This is a genomic window from Phaeobacter sp. LSS9 (assembly GCF_003443595.1).
GTDB classification, from domain to species: domain Bacteria; phylum Pseudomonadota; class Alphaproteobacteria; order Rhodobacterales; family Rhodobacteraceae; genus Phaeobacter; species Phaeobacter piscinae.
Genome location: NZ_CP031956.1, coordinates 2,089,535 through 2,109,763, shown reverse-complemented (window position 1 = coordinate 2,109,763; position 20,229 = coordinate 2,089,535). Strand labels below are relative to the sequence as shown.

Annotated in this window: 21 protein-coding genes and 2 tRNA genes; 11 read left to right on the top strand and 12 right to left on the bottom strand. The window is 59.9% G+C overall.

What is annotated here, in order from left to right:
* Positions 1 to 31: 31 nt before the first annotated feature.
* On the bottom strand, positions 32 to 1,576 hold the full coding sequence (locus D1820_RS10060; protein WP_118068882.1) for a bifunctional diguanylate cyclase/phosphodiesterase: 1,545 nt from the start codon (positions 1,574 to 1,576) through the stop codon (positions 32 to 34).
* A gap of 66 nt (positions 1,577 to 1,642) precedes the next feature.
* Positions 1,643 to 2,530: a tRNA 2-thiocytidine(32) synthetase TtcA gene (gene ttcA, locus D1820_RS10055; RefSeq protein ID WP_102896213.1), complete on the bottom strand. Its 888-nt coding sequence runs from the start codon at positions 2,528 to 2,530 to the stop codon at positions 1,643 to 1,645.
* Positions 2,531 to 2,694: 164 nt separating this feature from the next.
* Between ttcA and D1820_RS10050 the strand changes: the two genes are divergently transcribed.
* Positions 2,695 to 3,267 (top strand): DUF3833 domain-containing protein, encoded by a 573-nt coding sequence (locus tag D1820_RS10050; protein ID WP_118068880.1) that lies wholly within the window; start codon positions 2,695 to 2,697, stop codon positions 3,265 to 3,267.
* 5 nt (positions 3,268 to 3,272) lie between these two features.
* Here the strand turns inward: D1820_RS10050 and yidD are convergent, their stop codons facing one another.
* From yidD to rpmH, 3 genes are all read right to left on the bottom strand, one after another.
* Positions 3,273 to 3,545, bottom strand: coding sequence for a membrane protein insertion efficiency factor YidD (gene yidD, locus D1820_RS10045; protein ID WP_096869865.1), 273 nt, complete (start codon positions 3,543 to 3,545; stop codon positions 3,273 to 3,275).
* Positions 3,546 to 3,636: 91 nt separating this feature from the next.
* Positions 3,637 to 4,089, bottom strand: coding sequence for a ribonuclease P protein component (rnpA, locus tag D1820_RS10040; RefSeq protein ID WP_118068879.1), 453 nt, complete (start codon positions 4,087 to 4,089; stop codon positions 3,637 to 3,639).
* Positions 4,090 to 4,115: 26 nt separating this feature from the next.
* Positions 4,116 to 4,250: a 50S ribosomal protein L34 gene (gene rpmH / locus D1820_RS10035; RefSeq protein WP_005980833.1), complete on the bottom strand. Its 135-nt coding sequence runs from the start codon at positions 4,248 to 4,250 to the stop codon at positions 4,116 to 4,118.
* Between the two features lie 399 nt (positions 4,251 to 4,649).
* On the opposite strand from rpmH, the gene D1820_RS10030 reads away from it, so the two are divergent.
* The 4 genes from D1820_RS10030 (at position 4,650) to D1820_RS10015 (ending at position 8,469) form a co-directional block, all read left to right on the top strand.
* Positions 4,650 to 5,453 carry a TVP38/TMEM64 family protein gene (locus tag D1820_RS10030; RefSeq protein WP_118068877.1) on the top strand — a complete coding sequence of 268 codons (804 nt, stop codon included), beginning with the start codon at positions 4,650 to 4,652 and terminating at the stop codon, positions 5,451 to 5,453.
* A 2-nt stretch (positions 5,454 to 5,455) separates the two neighbouring features.
* On the top strand, positions 5,456 to 6,877 hold the full coding sequence (locus tag D1820_RS10025) for an NAD(P)/FAD-dependent oxidoreductase (RefSeq protein ID WP_118068876.1): 1,422 nt from the start codon (positions 5,456 to 5,458) through the stop codon (positions 6,875 to 6,877).
* 16 nt (positions 6,878 to 6,893) lie between these two features.
* Complete coding sequence (locus tag D1820_RS10020; protein WP_118068874.1) at positions 6,894 to 8,282, top strand: HAMP domain-containing sensor histidine kinase; 1,389 nt, start codon at positions 6,894 to 6,896, stop codon at positions 8,280 to 8,282.
* A gap of 110 nt (positions 8,283 to 8,392) precedes the next feature.
* Positions 8,393 to 8,469, top strand: a tRNA-Arg gene (locus D1820_RS10015).
* 386 nt (positions 8,470 to 8,855) lie between these two features.
* Here the strand turns inward: D1820_RS10015 and D1820_RS19190 are convergent.
* Both D1820_RS19190 and D1820_RS10005 read right to left on the bottom strand, forming a co-directional pair.
* Positions 8,856 to 9,107 carry a DUF6552 family protein gene (locus tag D1820_RS19190; RefSeq protein WP_096872663.1) on the bottom strand — a complete coding sequence of 84 codons (252 nt, stop codon included), beginning with the start codon at positions 9,105 to 9,107 and terminating at the stop codon, positions 8,856 to 8,858.
* Positions 9,097 to 9,801, bottom strand: a complete 705-nt coding sequence (locus tag D1820_RS10005; protein WP_102898145.1) for an SDR family oxidoreductase — start codon at positions 9,799 to 9,801, stop codon at positions 9,097 to 9,099. Before D1820_RS10005 ends, D1820_RS19190 begins: the two co-directional genes overlap by 11 nt.
* Positions 9,802 to 9,899: 98 nt before the next feature.
* On the opposite strand from D1820_RS10005, the gene D1820_RS10000 reads away from it, so the two are divergent.
* Positions 9,900 to 10,778 (top strand): LysR substrate-binding domain-containing protein, encoded by an 879-nt coding sequence (locus D1820_RS10000; protein ID WP_118068872.1) that lies wholly within the window; start codon positions 9,900 to 9,902, stop codon positions 10,776 to 10,778.
* A gap of 356 nt (positions 10,779 to 11,134) precedes the next feature.
* Here the strand turns inward: D1820_RS10000 and D1820_RS09995 are convergent, their stop codons facing one another.
* Positions 11,135 to 11,659: an NADPH-dependent FMN reductase gene (locus D1820_RS09995; protein ID WP_118068871.1), complete on the bottom strand. Its 525-nt coding sequence runs from the start codon at positions 11,657 to 11,659 to the stop codon at positions 11,135 to 11,137.
* 286 nt (positions 11,660 to 11,945) lie between these two features.
* On the opposite strand from D1820_RS09995, the gene D1820_RS09990 reads away from it, so the two are divergent.
* The 3 genes from D1820_RS09990 to D1820_RS19295 all read left to right on the top strand — a co-directional run bounded on the left by D1820_RS09990 (position 11,946) and on the right by D1820_RS19295 (position 13,589).
* The gene (locus D1820_RS09990) at positions 11,946 to 12,854 is read left to right on the top strand and encodes an AraC family transcriptional regulator (protein WP_118068869.1); all 909 of its coding nucleotides are present in this window, start codon (positions 11,946 to 11,948) and stop codon (positions 12,852 to 12,854) included.
* 106 nt (positions 12,855 to 12,960) lie between these two features.
* Positions 12,961 to 13,251 carry a putative quinol monooxygenase gene (locus D1820_RS09985; protein WP_118068867.1) on the top strand — a complete coding sequence of 97 codons (291 nt, stop codon included), beginning with the start codon at positions 12,961 to 12,963 and terminating at the stop codon, positions 13,249 to 13,251.
* Complete coding sequence (locus D1820_RS19295; protein ID WP_371311700.1) at positions 13,251 to 13,589, top strand: antibiotic biosynthesis monooxygenase; 339 nt, start codon at positions 13,251 to 13,253, stop codon at positions 13,587 to 13,589. Before D1820_RS09985 ends, D1820_RS19295 begins: the two co-directional genes overlap by 1 nt.
* 325 nt (positions 13,590 to 13,914) lie before the next feature.
* Here D1820_RS19295 and D1820_RS09980 read toward each other — a convergent pair whose 3' ends face one another.
* The 3 genes from D1820_RS09980 to D1820_RS09970 all read right to left on the bottom strand — a co-directional run bounded on the left by D1820_RS09980 (position 13,915) and on the right by D1820_RS09970 (position 17,741).
* Complete coding sequence (locus tag D1820_RS09980) at positions 13,915 to 16,794, bottom strand: Hint domain-containing protein (RefSeq protein ID WP_118068865.1); 2,880 nt, start codon at positions 16,792 to 16,794, stop codon at positions 13,915 to 13,917.
* A gap of 369 nt (positions 16,795 to 17,163) precedes the next feature.
* A tRNA-Ala gene (locus D1820_RS09975) sits at positions 17,164 to 17,239 on the bottom strand.
* Positions 17,240 to 17,414: 175 nt separating this feature from the next.
* Positions 17,415 to 17,741, bottom strand: coding sequence for a TIGR02300 family protein (locus D1820_RS09970; protein WP_014875934.1), 327 nt, complete (start codon positions 17,739 to 17,741; stop codon positions 17,415 to 17,417).
* A 100-nt stretch (positions 17,742 to 17,841) separates the two neighbouring features.
* On the opposite strand from D1820_RS09970, the gene D1820_RS09965 reads away from it, so the two are divergent.
* Together D1820_RS09965 and D1820_RS09960 are read left to right on the top strand one after the other, a co-directional pair.
* Entirely contained in the window at positions 17,842 to 18,534 is a 693-nt protein-coding gene (locus D1820_RS09965; RefSeq protein WP_044040840.1) for a M48 family metallopeptidase, read from the top strand.
* 77 nt (positions 18,535 to 18,611) lie between these two features.
* Positions 18,612 to 19,280, top strand: coding sequence for a GntR family transcriptional regulator (locus D1820_RS09960; protein WP_014875932.1), 669 nt, complete (start codon positions 18,612 to 18,614; stop codon positions 19,278 to 19,280).
* 9 nt (positions 19,281 to 19,289) lie between these two features.
* Here the strand turns inward: D1820_RS09960 and D1820_RS09955 are convergent, their stop codons facing one another.
* On the bottom strand, positions 19,290 to 20,192 hold the full coding sequence (locus D1820_RS09955; protein ID WP_118068864.1) for a DUF1206 domain-containing protein: 903 nt from the start codon (positions 20,190 to 20,192) through the stop codon (positions 19,290 to 19,292).
* Positions 20,193 to 20,229: the final 37 nt, after the last annotated feature.

Below are 20,229 nucleotides of genomic sequence, written 5' to 3'. Positions count from 1 at the left end.
GGCCGGATGCCTTGCGCAATGACTGTATAGATTAGTTGCCCTGACGCCCTATCGTGGGCGCCTCTTGCAACTTGGCCTCATGCGCTGCGATCCAGTCGAGTGTTTGGTCAAACGGCATGGGGCGGCCAATGCCAAAGCCCTGCACATGATCACAGCCCAGCTGCGACAGGAGGGCGTGTTCGCCGACGGTCTCCACCCCCTCGGCGAGGGTGGCCAGATCCAGCCGTTCGGCCATGGTCAGGATTGCGGCGATCAGTTTTTGCTGCTCGGGATCGCGGTCCGCCTTCATCACGAAAGAGCGGTCAATCTTGATCCGCGAGACGCGGAACCGCTGAACCGCCGCAATGGAGGCATGGCCGGTGCCAAAATCATCCAGATCAATGCCGCAGCCCAATTCGCCAAGAGCGGCGATATTGCGCACGATCATATCGTCCGGACGATCCGTCATCACGGTTTCGAGGATCTCGATACTGAGCCGATCCGGCGTGAGGCCAAACCGCTCCAGCTCCCAGCTGATCCGCTCGACCAGATTGGCGTTGCGCAACTCATCCGTGGCGAAGTTCACACCAACAGAGGGCACGCTTAGGCCCGCCGCATCCCAGGCTTTCAGTGCGGTCAGCGCGTTGTAGAGCATGATTTCGCTCAGCCGCTCCATCAGGCCGGCGCTTTCCAAGGTCGGGAGGAAGGACATCGGCGCGATCATGCCGCGGACCGGATGGGCCCAGCGGGCTAAGGCCTCGAACCCGGAGACACGGCCGGTGTCGGTGCAGATCTGTGGCTGGAACCAGGCCTGGATTTGGCCATTTTCCAGCGCCTCAGTCACCTCATCCAACATATCGCCGCGCGCCTTGCTGCGCTGATCCATCTCCGGAGAGAAGGCGCGAATGCCGGAGGGGCCATTGTTCTGGGCATCCAGGAGGGCGGTGCAGGCCGCGCTCATCCAGTCGTTGCCAGTTGGTCGAGGAGTGCGGCTGTGCAGGCAGAATCCGATGGAGCAAGACACATAGAGAGAGGCACCATCCACGGCAATCGGCTCTTCAATGGAGGCCTGCAGGCGGCCGGCCATCTGGATCGCCAGTTCGAGATCCATTTGCAAAACCGGAGTGAGACAAATGGCAAAACGCGAATCACCAATGCGGGCGACGAAATCCTGCGGGCGCAGGATGGAAATGATGCGGTCGCCACAGCGGTTGACCAGCTGATCGGCGGTTTCCTGTCCGTGGCGCTGGGCCAGTTCCTTGAAATCATCAAGCTCGACGATGAATACCGCAGACCGCAGACCGGTATCGGCCGCGCTGTCATAGACTTCGGAGACGATTTCATTAAACCCGTCACGCATCATCATGCCGGTGAGGCTGTCGCGGGGCATGGTTGGGCGACGGAAATAGGCGAATCCGCCTGAGGCCGCAAAGATCAGCGGCAGACCGAGGGCCACGGCCAGCAACGCGGCCTCGCCGGCCAGCCAGAAGGTCGCCAGTGTCATAGCGGGTAAAAACGCAAGCAGCGGCGGCCCGAGCAGCACCGGGGCAATCCGTTTCCTGACCTGTGTCAGCGTCTGCGACAGCGTTTTTGTCATCTGTAGACCTTTCACCTACGGCATATAGTGCCTGCTGTAGACTAAGGTCGCGGTCTGACCGGCAAGTTAACGCAAATCGGGAATCTCATCGGAATCTGCCCTCAAATCGGGATTTTTCAGCATAAGCGCAGAAAAATCGAACAGTTTGGGGTCCAGAAGATGTGACGGGCGGGCATTCATCAGGGCGCGGAACATCACCTGACGGCGTCCCGGGCTGTTTGATTCCCACTGATCGAGGATTTGTTTGACCTGCTGGCGCTGCAGCCCATCCTGGCTGCCACAGAGATCGCAGGGAATGATCGGATAATTCAGGGCCTTGGCGAATTTCTCGCAATCCACCTCGGCAACATGCGCGAGGGGGCGGAACACGAACAGATCCCCCTCCTCATTGACCAGCTTTGGCGGCATGGTTGCCAGACGGCCGCCGTGGAAGAGGTTCATAAAGAAGGTCTCAAGAATGTCGTCGCGGTGATGGCCAAGAACCACGGCAGAGCAGCCTTCCTCGCGGGCGATCCGGTACAGGTTGCCGCGCCGCAGACGCGAGCAGAGGGCGCAAAATGTGCGACCTTGCGGGACCTTATCCATCACGATGCTGTAGGTGTCCTGATATTCGATGCGGTGCGGAACCCCCATCTTCTCCAGAAACTCTGGCAGCACGGTGGCCGGAAATCCGGGCTGACCCTGATCCAGATTGCAGGCGAGCAGATCCACCGGTAAAAGCCCGCGCCACTTCAGCTCATAGAGAACCGCAAGCAATGTATAGCTGTCCTTGCCGCCGGAGAGGCAGACCAGCCATTTCGGCGTGCTGCCATCCTCGCGCCGTTCCACCATGCCATATTGGTCGATCGCCTCGCGCGCGTAGCGCACGATCCGTTTGCGGAGCTTCTTGAACTCCGTCGTCGAGGGGGCGCCGGCGAACAGCGGGTGGATATCGTCCAGATCATCATCAAGCATGGGCGCGCCCTAGCCGAGGATCGGCGTTTTGCCAAGGAAAAAAAGGCTCCGAAGACCCGTTGCAATGGCGCGGATGGGGATGTGCGGCGTGGCAGAGTCATCCAAAATCGGGGCCGATGCGTAGCCAAGGGCAAGAGGAACAAGACAAAGATGAGGTGTGAGACATGGCATTTGTGACGGAAACACCACGGCGGTTTCGGTTGGGGCGCTGGGCGGCTCTTGGCGCGGGGGCAGCAGCTGTTGCGGCATTGGCGTCCTGCGGGCGGCCCAGTCTGACGGATGAAAAGCTAAGTGATAAGACCTTCAATCTGGAGGAGTATTTTGAAGGTAAGACGGTTGCCTATGGGCAGTTCGCGGATCGGTTCGGCACTGTGCGGCGCCGGTTCAAGGTGGATATCACCGGTGAGTGGGACGGCCGTGTACTGACGCTGGCGGAGAATTTCCGCTACGCCGATGGCAGTACCGAGCAGCGGATCTGGTCGCTGACCAAGACCGGGGAGAACACCTGGGAAGGCAGCGCCGATGGGGTTCAGGGCCTCGCCAAGGGCGAAGAACGCGGTGACACCTTCAACTGGGGCTACACAATTGATCTGCCGGTGCCCGGGGGCGACACCATGCGTGTGACATTTGATGACTGGATGTGGCTTCTGGAGGACGGCAGGTTGCTGAACAAAGCATATATGAGCCGCTATGGTGTCACGCTGGGCGAAGTCACGATTTTCTTTGAGAAGCTCTGAACGGGCTACCTGGGGCCAGCAGCCGGGTCCTGTTTGGCCCGGTCATGGTTAGGGTCACAGCCGGGCACCGGATCGTAGCCATCCCCGCCAAGGGGGTGGCAGCGTCCGATTCTGCGCGCGGTGAGCCAGGCGCCCCTGATGGCGCCGTGTTTCTCCAGCGCCTCCAGCGCATAGGCTGAGCAGGTGGGCTGGTAGCGGCAGTTGAAGCCGACCCATGGGCTGAACAGCAGCCGGTAGGCGCGCACAGGCAGAGCGAAGAGATGGGCGAGCAGGGTCATGGCGCATAGATAGGCGCGATAGCGTCCCATAGCAATCTTCGGGGGGGGGGCTGCCGGGGGAGGGCGCACCAGCAGGCGCGGCCTGATGTGACTACTTGCCGTGAATTTTCTTCAACGCGTAGATCAGATCGTTTTTCAGATCTTCAAACGGGCGGTCAGCGGTCCCACCGGCACGGCCAATCAGCACATAATCCCAGCCAGTGCGGCCGTGGATCGGCAGAATCATCCGCGCCACCTCGCGCAAGCGGCGTTTGGCGCGGTTGCGGGCCACCGCATTGCCGACCTTTTTGGAGCAGGTAAAGCCCATGCGAATGCCATCGCCGACGGGATCGTCGGCGTGGCGTTTGCGGCCCTGAACCATCATCCCCTTGGTGCCCTGACGCCGTGCCCGCGCCGCGGCGAGAAAATCACGGCGCTTGGCGATCACAACGGGTTGCGGCTGGGGGAGGCTGCGTGCGGGTGTTTCAGACGCAGAAACGGACACCGCCGGAGACCTTGTCCCTTGGGCAGCTGAGCCATCCTTGGGGGTCTCCGGCGGTGTCATGTCCGTCTGAACAGTGCTGGGCGCGATTACGCGCTCAGCGACTTACGACCGCGTGCGCGGCGTGCGTTCAGGATCTTGCGGCCTGCCTTGGTGGCCATGCGCGCACGGAAGCCGTGGCGGCGTTTGCGAACCAGGTTCGAAGGCTGATAGGTGCGTTTCATCGCTCCGGTCTCCAACTGTTTACATCGGGACGGCGCGGAATCGGCCACCCGGGGGTCTATCTCGAAGCCCGGTCTCTAGAAGGGAATGACCTGCGAGTCAAACCCCAACGCTGTTGTTTTCTGCACGAAATGCAACATTTCCATGAAAACCGGACGCTGGAGGCTCTTTAACAGAAGAGAATTGTAACAGACAGGGGGCAGATTGGTGTTTGGCTCACTTTTTCGCAGGGGATGATCAAGCGGACGTGAATAAGTGGCGCATGGTCTCGTGCAGGGCCTATTTACCGGATAGCCAGAGACAAAGCCCATAGGGTCTATGTCGCCCCAGCCGAAAAACCGCAGCTGCGGGACAATGTATGACCGGTCAGCCATGGCCCCAGACAGCAGGATTTACATAAGATGCCCGACCAGTCCGACCAGCCAAATATTGGAGAAAACGCACAGACCCTGACCCCCGCAGACGAATCGGGGGGGAGGGGAGAGAAAAAACCAGCGCTGACCCGGTTCCTGCCGCTGGTGCTGGTGCTGGTGGTTGCGATGATCGGCGCGATGACCTTGGGCGACTATCTGACGTTTGAGACGCTGCGCGACAACCGGGTGGCGTTGATGGCGTTTCGCGATGACAATTATCTGGGTCTCGTTGGTCTGTTTGTGCTGGCCTATGTGGTGATTGTCGTTTTCTCGCTGCCCGGTGCGGCTGTGGCCTCTGTCACGGGTGGCTTCCTGTTCGGGTTGGTTGCGGGCACGGTGTTCAATGTGCTGGCGGCCACGGTCGGGGCTGTTGGCATCTTTCTGGCGGCACGTTGGGGGCTTGGGGCGATGCTGACCCACCGGTTGGAAACGGCTGAGGGGCGGGTGCGAATCCTGAAGCAGGCGCTGCGGGAAAATGAGATCGAGGTGCTGCTGCTGTTGCGTTTGGTGCCGGCGGTGCCGTTCTTTGTCGCCAATCTCCTGCCCGCACTGGTCGGGGTCAAGCTGATCAATTTTCTGTGGACGACGGCAGTGGGCATCATTCCCGGCGCTGTGGTCTTCACCTGGATTGGTGTGGGCCTTGGCGCGGTGTTTGACCGGGGCGAGACGCCGGATCTGTCGATCCTGTGGGAGCCGTTTGTGATCGGGCCGATCCTTGGTCTGTGTGTGTTGGCGGCCCTGCCCATCCTGCTGAAGAAACGCCGCCCGACAACCCCCGGAAAGGACCAGTGACCATGCATGAGATAACTTGCGATCTTCTGGTGATCGGGGCCGGATCGGGCGGGTTGTCCGTCGCGGCAGGGGCGAGCCAGATGGGCGCCGATGTGGTGCTGCTGGAAGGTCATAAGATGGGCGGCGATTGCCTGAACTACGGTTGTGTGCCGTCCAAATCGCTGCTGGCCAGTGCCAAGGTTGCTTATGGTCAGGCCCATGCCAGCGCCTATGGTGTCGCGGATCAGGCGCCGGTGGTGGATTATGCTGCCGCGAAGGATCATGTGCAGGACGTGATCGCCACCATCGCGCCCGTGGACAGTCAGGAGCGCTTCGAAGGCTTTGGTGTGCGGGTCATTCGTGCATATGGCCGGTTTGTCGATGATCGCGTGGTCGAGGCAGGTGAGCACCGGATCATCGCCCGCCGGATTGTGATCGCCACGGGGTCCTCTCCGCTCGTGCCGCCCATCGATGGGCTGGCGGATGTGCCCTGTTATACCAATGAGACGCTGTTTGAGTTGCGCGAGCGGCCAGAGCATCTGCTGATCATCGGCGGCGGTCCTATCGGTATGGAAATGGCGCAGGCCCATATCCGGCTGGGCAGCAAGGTGACCGTGATCGAGGGCGACCGGGCGCTGGGCAAGGATGACCCGGAGCTGGCCGCCATCGTACTGGACCAGTTGCGCGGCGAGGGTATTGAGATCGCCGAGGGCTCGCAGGCCGAAACGATCACCTCTACGGAAGCCGGGGGCATTCGCGTGCGCACCAAGGATGGGCGTCAGTTCGACGGCAGCCATCTTTTGATGGCGGTCGGGCGGAAGGCCAATATCGACAAGCTGAATCTGGAAGCCGCCGGGATTGAGACCAATCGCGCGGGCGTGGTGGTTGATGACAGCCTGCGCAGCAGCAACCGCCGGGTCTATGCCATTGGCGATGTGGCGGGCGGGATGCAGTTCACCCATGTGGCGGGGTATCACGCCGGTGTGATCATCCGCTCGATCCTGTTTGGCCTGCCGTCCAAGGCCAAAACCAATCATATCCCCTGGGCGACCTATACCGCGCCGGAACTGGCGCAGGTCGGTCTCACGGAGGGGCAAGCGCGCGAGACATATGGCGACCGGCTGGAGGTGGCGCGGTTTGATTATCACCACAACGACCGCGCCCTGGCTGAACGCAAAAGCAAGGGGCTGATCAAGGTGATGGTGGTCAAGGGGCGCCCCGTCGGGGCCTCCGTCGTGGGGCATCAGGCGGGGGAGCTGGTGGCGCTGTGGTCCATGGCCATCGCCAATAACCTGAAAATGAGCCAGGTCGCGGGCATGGTGGCACCGTATCCCACCATATCTGAGGTGAATAAACGCGTTGCAGGGGCCTATTTCTCGCCACGGCTTTTTGATAGTCCAATGGTGAAACGAGTGGTGCAATTTGTGCAGCGCTGGCTCCCGTAACGCCGGAAGGGGCTGAATGCTCAACACGCTTTCAGGCAGATTCCTGATCCTGACCACGGTCTTCGTGATGTTGGCCGAGATCCTGATCTTTGTGCCCTCCATCTCCCGGTTTCGGCTCGATTATCTGGCAGACCGGCTGGAGCGGGCGCAGATTGCCTCGCTGGCGCTGCTGGCCGATGACATGCTGGAGACCGAGCTGGAGGCTGAGCTGCTGGAAAACGCAGGCGTCTTCAACGTGGTGCTGCGACGGGATGAGGTGCGCCAGCTGGTGCTGTCCTCACCGATTTCGGCCCCGATTTCGGGCACCTATGATTTGCGGATGAGTAGCCCGTTTGCGCTGATTGGCCATGCGATGCAGCGGCTGGTGACGCCGGAAAATCAGATCATCCGGGTGATTGGCGCGCCGGTGCGCGATGCTGGATTGCTGATCGAGATCACGATTGAGACCGACGGGCTGCGGGCTGCGATGATCGATTATGGCGTGCGTATTCTGCTGTTGTCTGCGGTGATCTCCATCTTTACCGCCGTGCTGTTGTTTGCGGCGGTGCGCCGGTTCATGGTGAAGCCGATCAAGGGTGTTATCGGTTATATGCAGCGCTATGCCGCCGCGCCGGAGGACGCCCGCGGCATCATCCATCCCACCGCCGGGGTCCGCGAATTGCGTGAGGCGGAAGAGGCGCTGATGCAGTTGCAGACCGAGCTGACACAGGCGCTGAAACAGCGCGAGCGGCTGGCGCAGCTGGGCGGTGCGGTGGCCAAGGTGAGCCATGATCTGCGCAATATCCTGACCTCGGCGCAGCTGTTCACCGACCGTATCGAGATGAGTGAAGATCCGCTGGTGCGCCGCCTTGCGCCCAAGCTGGTGAATTCGATCACCCGCGCGGTGTCGCTTTGCGAGGGGACGCTGGCGTTTGGCCGGGCGGAGGAACCGGCGCCCACCTTTGGTCGCGTCGCCCTGCATGGGCAGGTGGAGGATATTCTGGAAAGCGAGAGCCTGGCCGGGGGCGCTGAGGGGCGGGTCCGTTTCCTGAATGAGGTGCCTGTGGATCTGAGCCTGCGGGCCGATCCCGAACAGCTGTTTCGGATCGTGATGAACCTGGTGCGCAACGCGCGTCAGGCGATTGAGGCCACGGGGCAGGAGGGGCAGATCACCCTCTCAGCTCGCGAAGACACCGAAAGCTGGTGGATCTCGGTTGCGGATACCGGCCCCGGTCTGCCGCCGAAGGCGCGGGAAAACCTCTTTACCCCGTTCCAGGGCGGCATCCGCAAAGGCGGTACAGGCTTGGGCCTTGCCATCGCGGATGAGCTGGCGCGCGGTCATGGCGGCATGGTGGTTCTGCGCGAAACCGGTCCGGAGGGCACAGTGTTTGATATCTGCCTGCCCAAAGGCGACGGGACGCTCTGAGGGTTTGTCCTCGATAACCGACGCTGGATGCGCAAAATCACGAAAACCTGCGACAAGCTGACATTTTAGGCTTGCACCCCCGCGCTGCTGCGCATAAACCCCGCCGCAGTGGACCGATAGCTCAGCTGGATAGAGTACTTGACTACGAATCAAGGGGTCGGGGGTTCGAATCCTCCTCGGTCCGCCACTACCCCTCCTTTTCAATAAGTCGAATACGTCTGCCATTTAAGGTAGAGTATTCTCGGTCGTTGCGATCCAGTATGCTTGCGTCTGTCTCGTGTTGTGATTGATCTGACTCTGCTTCTGGACAATCAGGGCTGATTTGCAGGCCCGACGCCGAAAGCGCCTGCTGCTGATCTGCCACGTGGCGAACGAGTGAGGGGGCGTGAGCGAGGTTGGGTTCAAATTGGAGCCTGTCGTTGGTATCGCAGGCTATGTGCCAGAGACTTTGCAGTTCAATCCTACGTGTCGAATTGGCGCTTCCATAGTTGGCGTTTGGGCTAAACGCTGCAAGTTTGATAGGAACCCAGAGGCACGGATACTGCGTTCGTCGCAAACGACTGCTCTCTCGTCTCAGCGGCTTGTCATACCAGCAATCATTGCCCCAAGCGCGACGAGATGGACTAGCATGAGCGCCTTGTCACTCCACAGAGCACCCACAGCGAACCATCCGACTACACCGACGATAAAAAGGTAGAGGTTCCAGGGTGTCCAGCCGAACCCTGTTGCAGTGTATCCCATGATCTGAACAGCGGAAGCGCCCCATTTCACCACCAAGACAAGACGCTCACGCGATGTTTCGCTGGCAATGGTATCAGACGGCACGGGTCAGGCCGCCATCTATGCGCAGGTTTTGGCCAGTCATGTAGCCACCTTCGTCGGACGCGAGCCATGAAATCAGCGAGGAAACCTCCGACGCGGAGCCGTAGCGCCCCATAGGAATACGCGCTTTGCGATCTTCGGTTTCGGGCAGGCTGTCTATGAATCCCGGAAGGACGTTGTTCATGCGGATATTCTCGGGCGCGTATTGATCCGAGTATAGCTTTGTAAATGCGGCGAGCCCCGCCCGGAAGACGCCAGACGTTGGGAAGAGGGAGTCGGGTTCGAATGCCGCAAAGGTCGAGATGTTGATGATCGTCCCGCTGCTCTGCGCTTGCATCACTGGAGTGACCAGCCTTGTCGGGCGGATCACGTTCATTAGGTAGAATTCCATTCCGTGATGCCAGTCGTCGTCGCTTATCTCAAGAATTGGCCCCTTTGGCCCGTGACCCGCTGAGTTGACTAATACATCGATACGGCCCCAACGATCCTTTGCACCGGTGACCAAGGTGTTCAACGCATCTGGGTCAAGATTAGAGCCAGTCACACCAAAGCCGCCGAGCTCACCACCGAGTGCCTCGCCTTTGCCAGATGACGACAGGATGCCGACTTTGAATCCATCTTTGGCCAGCCTGCGGGCTGCATCCGCGCCCATGCCGCTACCGCCTGCCGTAATTAAAGCTACTTTTTCTACTGGCATATCCATCATCCTTTCATATGTGAAAACAGTATCTCTGTTGTTATTTGAAGTTTGAATTGAGAATTGATGTTCTTTGGCAGTAGGTATACTGTTGCAAAATGGCGGAACTTCCTCCCCTCAACAGTTTGCGTGCTTTTGATGCGGCAGGCCGTCGCCTAAGTTTCCGGGCTGCCGCAGATGAATTGGGTGTCACACAAGGGGCGGTTGCACAGCAGGTGCGACAGCTCGAAGCGCATCTTGGTGTGGTCTTGTTTGAACGTGTGCCGAAGGGTCTGGCGTTCACATCGGTGGGGCGCAGCTTCCACAATCGGGTCGCCGACGTTTTCGCTGACCTTCGATCCGCAACTGCTGAGCTGAAGCCTGAGCCAAATAAAGTGCTGATCAGTGTCACCCCGACCTTTGCCGCGAAATGGCTGATCCCTAATCTACCAGACTTCACGGCAGCACATCCGAATATCGATTTGCGCATTCTGGCCACCGAGAAAATATCCAGCTTCCAGAGTGACGGGATAGATCTTGCGGTGCGCCAAGGATCGCCGCCATTTGGTGCATCACTGGACGTAACATTGCTATTCAAACAAACGCTGACCGCTGTTGCTGCGCCAGCGATTGTTCGCGATGTGCAACATCCGCTTGCACCAGACACACTGTCTAAACTACCGAAGATCCATGACGCACATGATCTCTGGCCAGGCTACCTTGCGCATTTGCATGTGCAGGATCAGTCGCCACGTAGCCTACGCCTAAGCCAGACGTCCCTTGCGGTAGATGCCGCTATCGCTGGCCAAGGCGTTGCCTTGGCGAGCCGTTTTATGGTGGCTGATGATCTCGAAGCGGGTCGTTTGACTGAGGTTGGCGAGGTTTGGGAAGCAGGCGGAAATGACTTCTACGTCCTGATGCCACGCATCGTAAAAAGAAACAGATCCGTGGTGGAGGTCCTGACATGGATCAAAGCGCGCTCCGCCGCTGCACTCTGACGGCCCATAAAGTGTATCAAGACGACTGGCGCCACGGTCCCCGTCGCAACCTACTGAAGCAACGGTTTGCATAGGTTGCTTTCCTCAGCCTAAGGCGCTGTGGTCCTGTTGATCTGTGACGCGCTGAACACGGGAGGTGCCATAGGATTGCGACACGATTGGCGATGCGTCCCCGCAAGCGCAGCCAGCAAGACGGTCTGGTCTGTTAGGGCAGAGGCGGAAGGTCGCGCGCTTATTCTAAGCATCACGGGAATTAGGTGTGCCGAAACCCCACTTGTCAGAGGGGGCACCGGATGGCCGCCTGCCATCATCTCGACCGTCTTGAAACCTGCGACGAAGCTGCTTGAGCGCGTCATTTATGCGCAACTGCTAGCAACTGCTCTCAGAAAACCCTCTACCTGCGAACGCTTCGGCTGACCGCAGAGATCCTTTGCAATCTCTTCAGGCGAAAGTTTCAGAAAGTTAAACCGTAAGAACAGGTCTGGTCTGAATTGATCACTCACTGTCGACAAGACCAGTCGCAACTGCGCCAACATGTCATCACCACGACGGGATGCATGCATCAGTGCGATTGGCTTCCCGATAATCTCATCTCTCGACACCATCCAATCAATGGCATTCTTCAGACCGCCGGGGATCGCATGGGCATATTCAGGGCTTGATATAATCAGCGCATCGCTTTGCCGCACCAAGTCTGCGAACCTCTGAACGGCGGGAGGTGTCGTGCCATGTTCTGCATCCGGCGAGAACACTGGTAAGTCGGCTAAGCCAGAAAAAACGGCTATCTCGTGGTTGGCCGCAGCGATCTCGGCAACTGCATTTAGCATCGAAGTATTTGTCGAAGCAGCGCGCGTGCTGCCTGAAATGGCGAGAATTCTCATGTGCTCACGTCTAGGTCAGAGCGGCGAGACCATCAATGGGGGACGGGTTCCGCATTGGGCAAGTTTCCCCCGGCGTGTGATATTCCCCATAAGACATTCCTGGTATTGAGAGACAGCGGGAATGGTTTGCAGCTTGGTCACGGCGCGTTTGTCAGACGCAAAGCGTCAGTTAACTGCGGCAGGGTGTATGTTGGGGGTAAGCTATTTGCGCTGATTTGCCGCCGGAGGATCCATTGAGAGCGCGCGCAGGCCCTTGTAAATTTTAAAAAACCGGAGGGTATATGTGATGATCCGTGGGCACAGCATTAAGGTCTGCGCTGCCGCTGATGAACAAATTCTGCTGATCCCCGAGGGGCTTCACGACTTCGCCGGGGCGGAGGTGATCATGACCAGTGGTCGTGCCTCGATCTTTCATAAGCTGCTGCATCAAGATGCCTTTGGGACGGAGTTTTTCTCAAACGCGCCCTGTCTTGCATATGTGCTGCGGGGATGTGAAACTTTTGTCGACGCGGATGGGGAAGAGACGACCGTGGTCCAGGGGGATACGTTGCTACTACCCCGGCATCATCACATGGTGTCTGAGTTCTCAAGTGAAACGGGGCCGCTTGAGGCGGTATTGTTCTTTTTTAGCGATGCTGTGATCGCGGAGTTTCTGGCTGCGACCTCACGTGGCGCCACCACTGCACCGCGCAGCCAGACTGCCCTGTTTGCGGGGTCGCCGTCGCTGCACGAATATGTCAGTGCGCTACCCCGGGTATATGGCGGCCTGCAGGCCTCTCCCGCACTTGTGAAATCGAAACTATTGGAGCTGCTGTTGCTGCTGGATCTGCATGACCACCAGGGGCAGCTATGGCGATTTCTTGTCCATGAGAACTCCCAGCGCGCCCGTCGCAATATCAAGCAGGTCATGCGGGCACATGCGCTCGCGGATCTTTCGGTTGCGGATTACGCGACGCTTTCGGGGCGGTCAGTTTCGACCTTTCAGCGTGACTTCAAGCGTGCCTTTGGCGAGGCGCCGAGTGTCTGGCTGCGGCGCGCGCGGCTGGACCATGCTCGGGACAGGGTGATCGACGGTAATGATACCATTGCCGACATCGCGCTAGCAGCTGGGTTCTCCGACACCTCACATTTCATCAAAGCCTATAAGGCCCATTTCAATCAGACGCCGAAGCAGCACCGTTTGCATCTGGCCTGATCTGGCGTGTGTAACTGACCTGTAAACCCGATTTTTGAGGCTGGTTTTCTATCTCGAGATGCAGGTTGTGGTGACACTGCCCCTGTCACAAAGAAGGAGACTATTCATGACGATTTGGGTCACGCTTGAAATGCGGGTAAAGGACGGGGCGTTTGACGCATTGTCAGCGTTTCTGGAGGCAAACCTGCCAAATGTGCGCGGCTTCGACGGGGCGTTGAGTGTTGCGCTCTATTATGATGCGCAAACAATGGCGTTCCTCATCCACGAAGAATGGCTGAGCCGTGAGCACCATCAGACCTACCTCGCCTTCATTGAAGAGCGCGGAGTTATGGCGGCGCTGCTCGGGTTCATGGAGGGGCCGCCTAAGGTTACCTACTACGACAGGCTGGTGGTGTGATGGCCGGGTTGTTGCGCCTTCCCCGGCGTAGTGTGATTGCTGCAGTACCCGCCTGTCTGCTGGCTTTGCGTGCAGCGGCTTGGGGGGCGCCTAGGGCGCCGACATCCGGTTCTCAGCCCGTCTTGAGAGTCGAAACGCAGATATCGGAGGCTGCGGCGGCTTCGCTGGCGACCGCTTTGCGGCGCGCACCAGGATGTCTGCGTGTTGATGTCTTCCGGGGTGAGGGGCAGGAAGTTGCGATGTTCCAACGCTGGCGCACGCGGGCCGAAGGCAACGCATTCTGGTCGGGTCGCACCAGCGCGCGGGGCTTGGTCTATCTGAACAGGCTCGAGATCTAACCCGATGGTCCGCCAAGGCGCGCGGCACCGTGGTCATCGGCCTCTGTCGCGGGCGATAGCCTGCAGCGGATATCGATCCGGGTCCTTTTGAAGCGGTCACGAAAGACCTAGGTCTTTCGTGCTCCTCCGGGACGATTATGCGACAAGGGTCGGTGCTGTAGGCCTTGTGCAACGTCGAAGCCTTGGCGCGATGTTCCGGTGGCCAAAGGGCGGCGATCTGAATTTGTCAGGGCCAAGATACGTATCTTTGCCTGATGCAGAGTGCTTGCAGCTTGTGAACGGGATGCTAACAGCGCCCTGGCATTTTGCGCGATAGCGAGGGGTGTTACGCGGCGCGGCGATCGGTAATGTCGCGGCGTCTGAGCGAGCGACGGGCGAGATCGCCGTAGGTTTTGCGGACCTGATGGCGGCCGGGCTCGCCTGACAACCCATGCACTGTTGCCAGCTCCGGGAATAGTGTCAGCAGCTCGCGCAGGTCATCTCCCGACAGGCCGCGGATCGCCTCCGGGCCGGGCCAGAAGGTTTCGGTCGCGATGCCTTCTGCAAAAATGACCTCGTGCTGTTCCGTCATCAGGTGGACATAGGTGACCGGAGTCTGATGGGCTACCTGTGCGGCAAAATCTGCGTCCATCTCGGCAAGGAGTTTTGCGGACACAAAGCTTTCGTCACGCGGTTGTTCTGGCATCAGGCAGCGGTCATTGACGATCAGGCGGTGTTGCGGGGACAGCAGCATCGGTCGGTCCGGTGACAGCACCCCGCCCGGACGCAGGCAATAGGGGCGCAATTGTGGGCGGTGCATAAGATCGGCCGCGCTGAGGTGGCGCTTGCCAACCCAGATCACGGGCTGAAACCCGTTGTCCGCGGTTTGCAGCAAATCCCCGACCCGGATCTGACCCGCAGGGACAGCGCCCCGCCGTGTGGCCAGCAGCACGTCGGGCGTAAAGCAGGGGATGCCTGCCGCGTAGAGCTGGTTGTGACTGCTCATCTGCGCAGGTGTCACCCCCTGAAGCACCAGTTGCTCCCCGCCGGGGAACGTCAGGAGCGCATTGCCAAACCCGTCGTCGGCCACGGCGACATCGCTGGTGCGCACGGCGCCATCGGCCCCGCTGCCGCCGGCCAGGTCAGAGACATCCAGCTGGTCATTGTAAAACCCGTTGCCGTCGTCATCGTTCAGATCGAAGTCGCTGACGGTATCGACCCCGCCACCCTCCGTCAGAAGCAGCTCATCATCGCCCGCCCCGCCGGTGATGGAATCGTCGCCTTCACCGAATGTGATCGTATCGTCGCCGGCGCCGGCATCGATATCCACCCCGGCGTTGTCGGCGGAGGCATCAACCACATCCGCCTGATCGGTCAGGGTCAGCTGTTCAATCTCGCTGAAGGAGATCGTGTCGGCCCCATCGGTGATCTGGCCGGCCTCATAGCCGGAATAGGTGACGTTGACACTGTTGGTGACATTCGACAGGTCGATGTGGTCAGAATCGTTTCCGGCTTCACCGCCCGAAATGGTGTCATTGCCAAAGCCATCCGACATCCGGAAGGTATCAGCATCCGCTTCGCCATACATTTTGTCATCGCCGGCGCCGCCAACCAGCAGATCGTCGTCATTGCCGCCGTACATGGTGTCGGCGCCATCGCCGCCTTCCAGCGTGTCATCCCCATCAGTTGCGACGATGCTGTCGTCGCCAGTGCCGCCGACCAGACTGTCGTCACCGGCCGAGTTGCGCAGCGTATCATCACCGGCGCCGCCGATCAGCGTGTCATTGCCAAGCCCGGTGGTCAGACTGTCGTTGCCATCGCCGCCGTCGATATAGTCGTCACCATCGCCGCCTGCGATGGTATCGGCGCCGAGGCCACCCATCAGCGTATCGTTTCCGACACCGCCATCCATCACATCGTCGCCGGTGCCGCCGTCGAGGCTGTCGTTGCCCGTTTCGCCATACATCAGATCGTTATCGGCACCTCCAAGCAGGAGGTCGTCGTCATTGCCGCCATAGAGAGTATCATTGCCATCGCCGCCTTCCAGCGTGTCAAAGCCGTCGGTTGCCACGATGCTGTCGTCGCCGGTGCCGCCAACCAGACTGTCATCACCGGCGGAGTTGTTCAGCGTGTCATTCCCTTCACCGCCAAGGAGCGTATCGTTGCCGATGCCGGTTGACAGTTTGTCGTCGCCCTCACCGCCCTCGATATAATCGTCCCCATCGCCGCCAGAGAGCGTGTCGCCACCGGCGCCGCCAAGCAGGGTGTCGGCACCTATGCCCCCCTCCATGACATCGTCGCCTTCACCACCGTCCAGCAGGTCGTCACCTTCCTCACCCAGCAGGGAATCATCGCCCCCCTGGCCATGGACGATGTCATCGCCAACACCGGCCATAACCGTGTCGTCCCCCTGGTCGATGACGGTAGTGATCGGGTCATCCAGCACGTCGCCGGACAGGGTGAACCCGGCCAAGCCTGCACGGGTCTGAAGGGTGAATTCAATTGAGGAGCGGTCCTCAAATGAGGCGGAGAACCAAGAGTCCTGATCGGTGTAGTCGTTCAGCTCCGATCCGGTGGCTTTGACCACATCTCCGTTGATGTCGGTGGTCAGCGACGAATCTGACGAGACGCCAAAGGAGGTAAAGCTGCTGCCATCAATGATGACGGCTTCGGCGTCGCCGTAGTAGCTGTTGTCGTCGATATCATTGAATGTTGCGGTTGAGTTGAGATAGACCGTCTCTCCGGTGTCTGGGTCAAAAAACTCCAGCCGGAATTTGGCCTGATCGCCGGGCCGGTCCCCATCCAACAGGATTTCCGCGCCATTCGTATAGCCAAATTCCACCGACATATTGGCGTTGGACTTTTCGACCAGAATCAATTTTCCGGAAATGCTGGTGCCGTCCTCCAGCGTGGCGACATTGCTGAACACAGCGTAGTTGCCGGCCGAACCTGTGCCACCATCGTGGGACACGCTATGCATGTTGTTGATATCCAGGGTCAGCGGGGAGGCCTGCATCCCCTGATCAAACCCGTCTCCCATGTCGCCATAGATGATGTCGTCGCCTTCACCGCCATCAATAAAGTCGCTGCCCTCTTCACCGGCGACGGTGTCGTCGCCTTCGCCGGCATCCATGGTGTCATCACCCGTGGTGCCGCCAAGCTTATCCTTGCCCCTGCCACCGATCAGATTTGCGAGGAGATCTTCGAGCCAACTTGGACGGGGCATGGTGGGTCTCAATCCTTAACCGATTTATACAACTGTTGTGCTGACCATGCGGCGCGCGCTGCATGGTCGATGGTTGGGCACGCATCAGCAGAAGCTTAGATGTTTCGCGATAATAAAGCGTAAATCGGCAAGGCGGCCCGCTGCGCAGCGGTGCAGCGGGCCTTGGAGGATGGGGTGCGGAGTGCGGTACGGGGGGTATGAGGTGGCAGGAGTGGACCTGTACTGCCGGACAGGTTCTGCCGTAAGGTCGCAACCGGTGCTGCAGCCCGGCGCCGCACCGAAGGACACGCTGTGTCAAAACGGCTGCCGCAGCAATCACTGGTCTCTTCGGGAGAAGGTGACGTTGGGCTGGAAATTTCTAAGGAAGTTTGGTGGAGCCTAGCGGGATCGAACCGCTGACCTCCTGCATGCCATGCAGGCGCTCTCCCAGCTGAGCTAAGGCCCCAAACCGCCGCGTTTCGTTTCCGTCTCGCGGTGTGTGTCGGTGATTTAAGGGAGGCTGGCGCGTGCCGCAAGCGGAAAATGCACCATCGTCCTAGATTTTTTCGATACCGGTTTTCCAGCTATCTTTGGCGGTATCCGGGGGAGGTGGCAGCACCTCCCCCAAGGGCCTTGTGGCCTTAGGACTCGTCGTCTTCGGACGCGACGTCGGCGATCTCGTCGAGCGAGACGTTGTCCTCGTCATCATCGTCATCCAGGACGTCGTCGCCCAGATCCAGATCGACATCATCTGCATCGTCAAGCACCGCGTCATCACCGTCGGTGTTTTCCTTGGCCTTGCGGCTGGCCGCATCTTCGGCGTCGGCTTCGATCATGCGGCTTTTGCCGTTGTTCAGTTCGACAACCTCACCGGTGTAGGGGCTGACGATCGGGTTCTTATTCAGGTCGTAAAAACGTTTGCCGGTTGTCGGGCAGACGCGCTTTACACCCCATTCTTCATTGGGCATGTGGATCCCCTTGATTTTCTGCTGAGTCGGTTCGACGATTCAGGTGCCTTGCCATATGCGCCGGGTGCTGTCAAAGCCTTTGCCAAAAGGGGAGGCCGTCATGGCTGATCATCACCTGCCCGGAGATCCGCCGGTTCCGCTGACGCTGCGACGCTCTGCGCGGGCGCGGCGGATCAGTTTGCGTATCTCTGGGCTGGATGGTCGGGTGACGCTGACGCTGCCCTCACGGGTTCCGGATCGCGAAGCGCTGGATTTCGCGCGGGAAAAGGAAGGCTGGATTCGCGATCACCTTGCACAGCATCCCGAGTGCATCGACGTGGATTATGGCTGCGTGCTGCCGATTGATGGCCAGCCACGGCATGTGGTTGCCGGGCGCGGACGCAGAGTGCTGTTGGACCTGGACCAGTTGACGGTACCGGGTGCCGCCAGCGGGGCAAAGCCCGGGCGCCGGATTCAGCGGTATCTGCAGGAGCTGGCGCGCGATAGGCTGGCGGCCGCTTCTGATCACTATGCAGCGGCGCTGGGACGGCCCTACAGTCGCATCAGCCTGCGGGATACTCGATCGCGCTGGGGGTCGTGTTCGTCAGACGGGGCGCTTATGTACTCCTGGCGGTTGATCCTGGCACCGTCTGAGGTGCTGCGCTATGTCGCCGCGCATGAGGTGGCCCATCTGGCGGAGATGAATCATTCGCCCGCGTTCTGGGCCACCGTCCGGCAGCTATATGGCAACTACGACGGCGCGAGAGAGTGGCTGCGCCGCGAGGGCAATCAGTTGCATCGCTACCGTTTCTGAAGGTGTCGGGGCGGCGGGCCTGTGTTCGGTGAGTGGTACCGGTTGACCTGATCGAGATTTGTGATCACAACACCGCCATGTCTGATCCTGTATCCAACCCCATTCGCCCGACTGTTGAGCCGCCCACGGGCTCTGCCCACGACCGTGTCTACCGCGCATTGCGTACCCGGATCATGCACGGTGAGATGGCACCGGGGGAGGCGCTGACGCTGCGCGGGATTGGTCGTGAGTTTGATGTGTCGATGACGCCCGCCCGCGAATCGGTGCGGCGGCTGGTGGCCGAAGGGGCCTTGTTCCTGTCGTCTTCTGGGCGGGTCTCTACGCCGGAGCTGACAAACGAGCGGATTGAGGAACTGGCAGCCTTGCGGGCGTTGATTGAGGTCGAGCTGGCCAGCCGTGCCCTGCCGCGCGCGCATATCGCGCTGATCGACCGGTTGCAGAGCATCAACAGCAATGTTGCCGAGATGATCTCCAAGCGGGATGCTGTCGGTTATCTCCGCACCAATCTGGAATTTCACCGAACGCTGTATCTGCGGGCACAGGCGCCGGCCATGCTGGCGATGGCGGAGACCGTCTGGTTGCAGCTGGGGCCGACGATGCGGGCGCTTTATGGCCGGTTGCGGCGCACCGAACCGCCGCAGAATCACAAGTTGATCATTGCCGCGCTGAAGGCGGGGGATGAACCGGGGTTGCGACTGGCGGTGCGTTCCGACGTGACGCAGGGGCTGCGGATGCTGGCGGGATAGGTCACGCGGTCAGGTACGGCTGAGTGCATCGCCGAGGGTCTTTGTGCCGCGGTTGCTGGCCTTGGGCACGACGCGATAGAGTGCGTTGACGCAGCAGAACAGCGCAAAGCCCAAGAGGCCGAAACAGAGAGCCGTGACAAGAATCTGGCCAAAAACCTGCGCCTGGAGCCAGTCAAAAACACTGCCGATACCACTGGGGCTGTCAGCGGATGCAAACAGCGTAGCCTGAATGATCAATGCGCCGATAACTCCGATGACCACGCCGTTTGCGGCGACACCGATTTTCAAGGGTGTATTAAGGCGCCGGGTGGTCGCGTTGGCTTTGAGATGTGTTCGGTAGCCTTCGCTCCATGCCTTGTGAAGGTAGTAAGCCGCTGCACCCAGCGTCAGCAGGCCAGCCACTCCGAGGAGGATCGCGCCGGCTGGCGACGACGCAAGCTGCGCGATCTTATCACCGCCGGAGCCATTACCGGACTGATGGTCGATCAAAACTGTGACGGCAAGCCCCGCCATGACAAAGTGGACGAGACCCGTCACCACCATCGCCGTGCGGGCAATCAGGCCCTTGAGACCCGCCCCGTATGCTTCGAGGTCCCAGACGCTGTCGACCACACGCCAGACTGCGTAGGCTGCCAACCCCAGAATGATCACGAGTAGTACAATCGTACCCCAGCCGCCATCCAGCCATTCGAGCGCTTCCGTGGTGCCTTTTGCACCGCCGCCCTGCCAGATCGACCACAGCGACGTGCCGGCAATCGTCAGATAGACCAGCGCCCGACCACCGTAGCCGGTACGCATGATGGGTATCGCCCAAGAAAAGTCATCTGGGTTGATCTGATCAAGGATCTCGTTACGGGTTTGCTCAGAGGGCAAGGCGCGATTTGCGAGCCCTGAAAACAGGCGATCTGACATGGTGGCGCTCCTGACCATGGGAACGGATATATATATC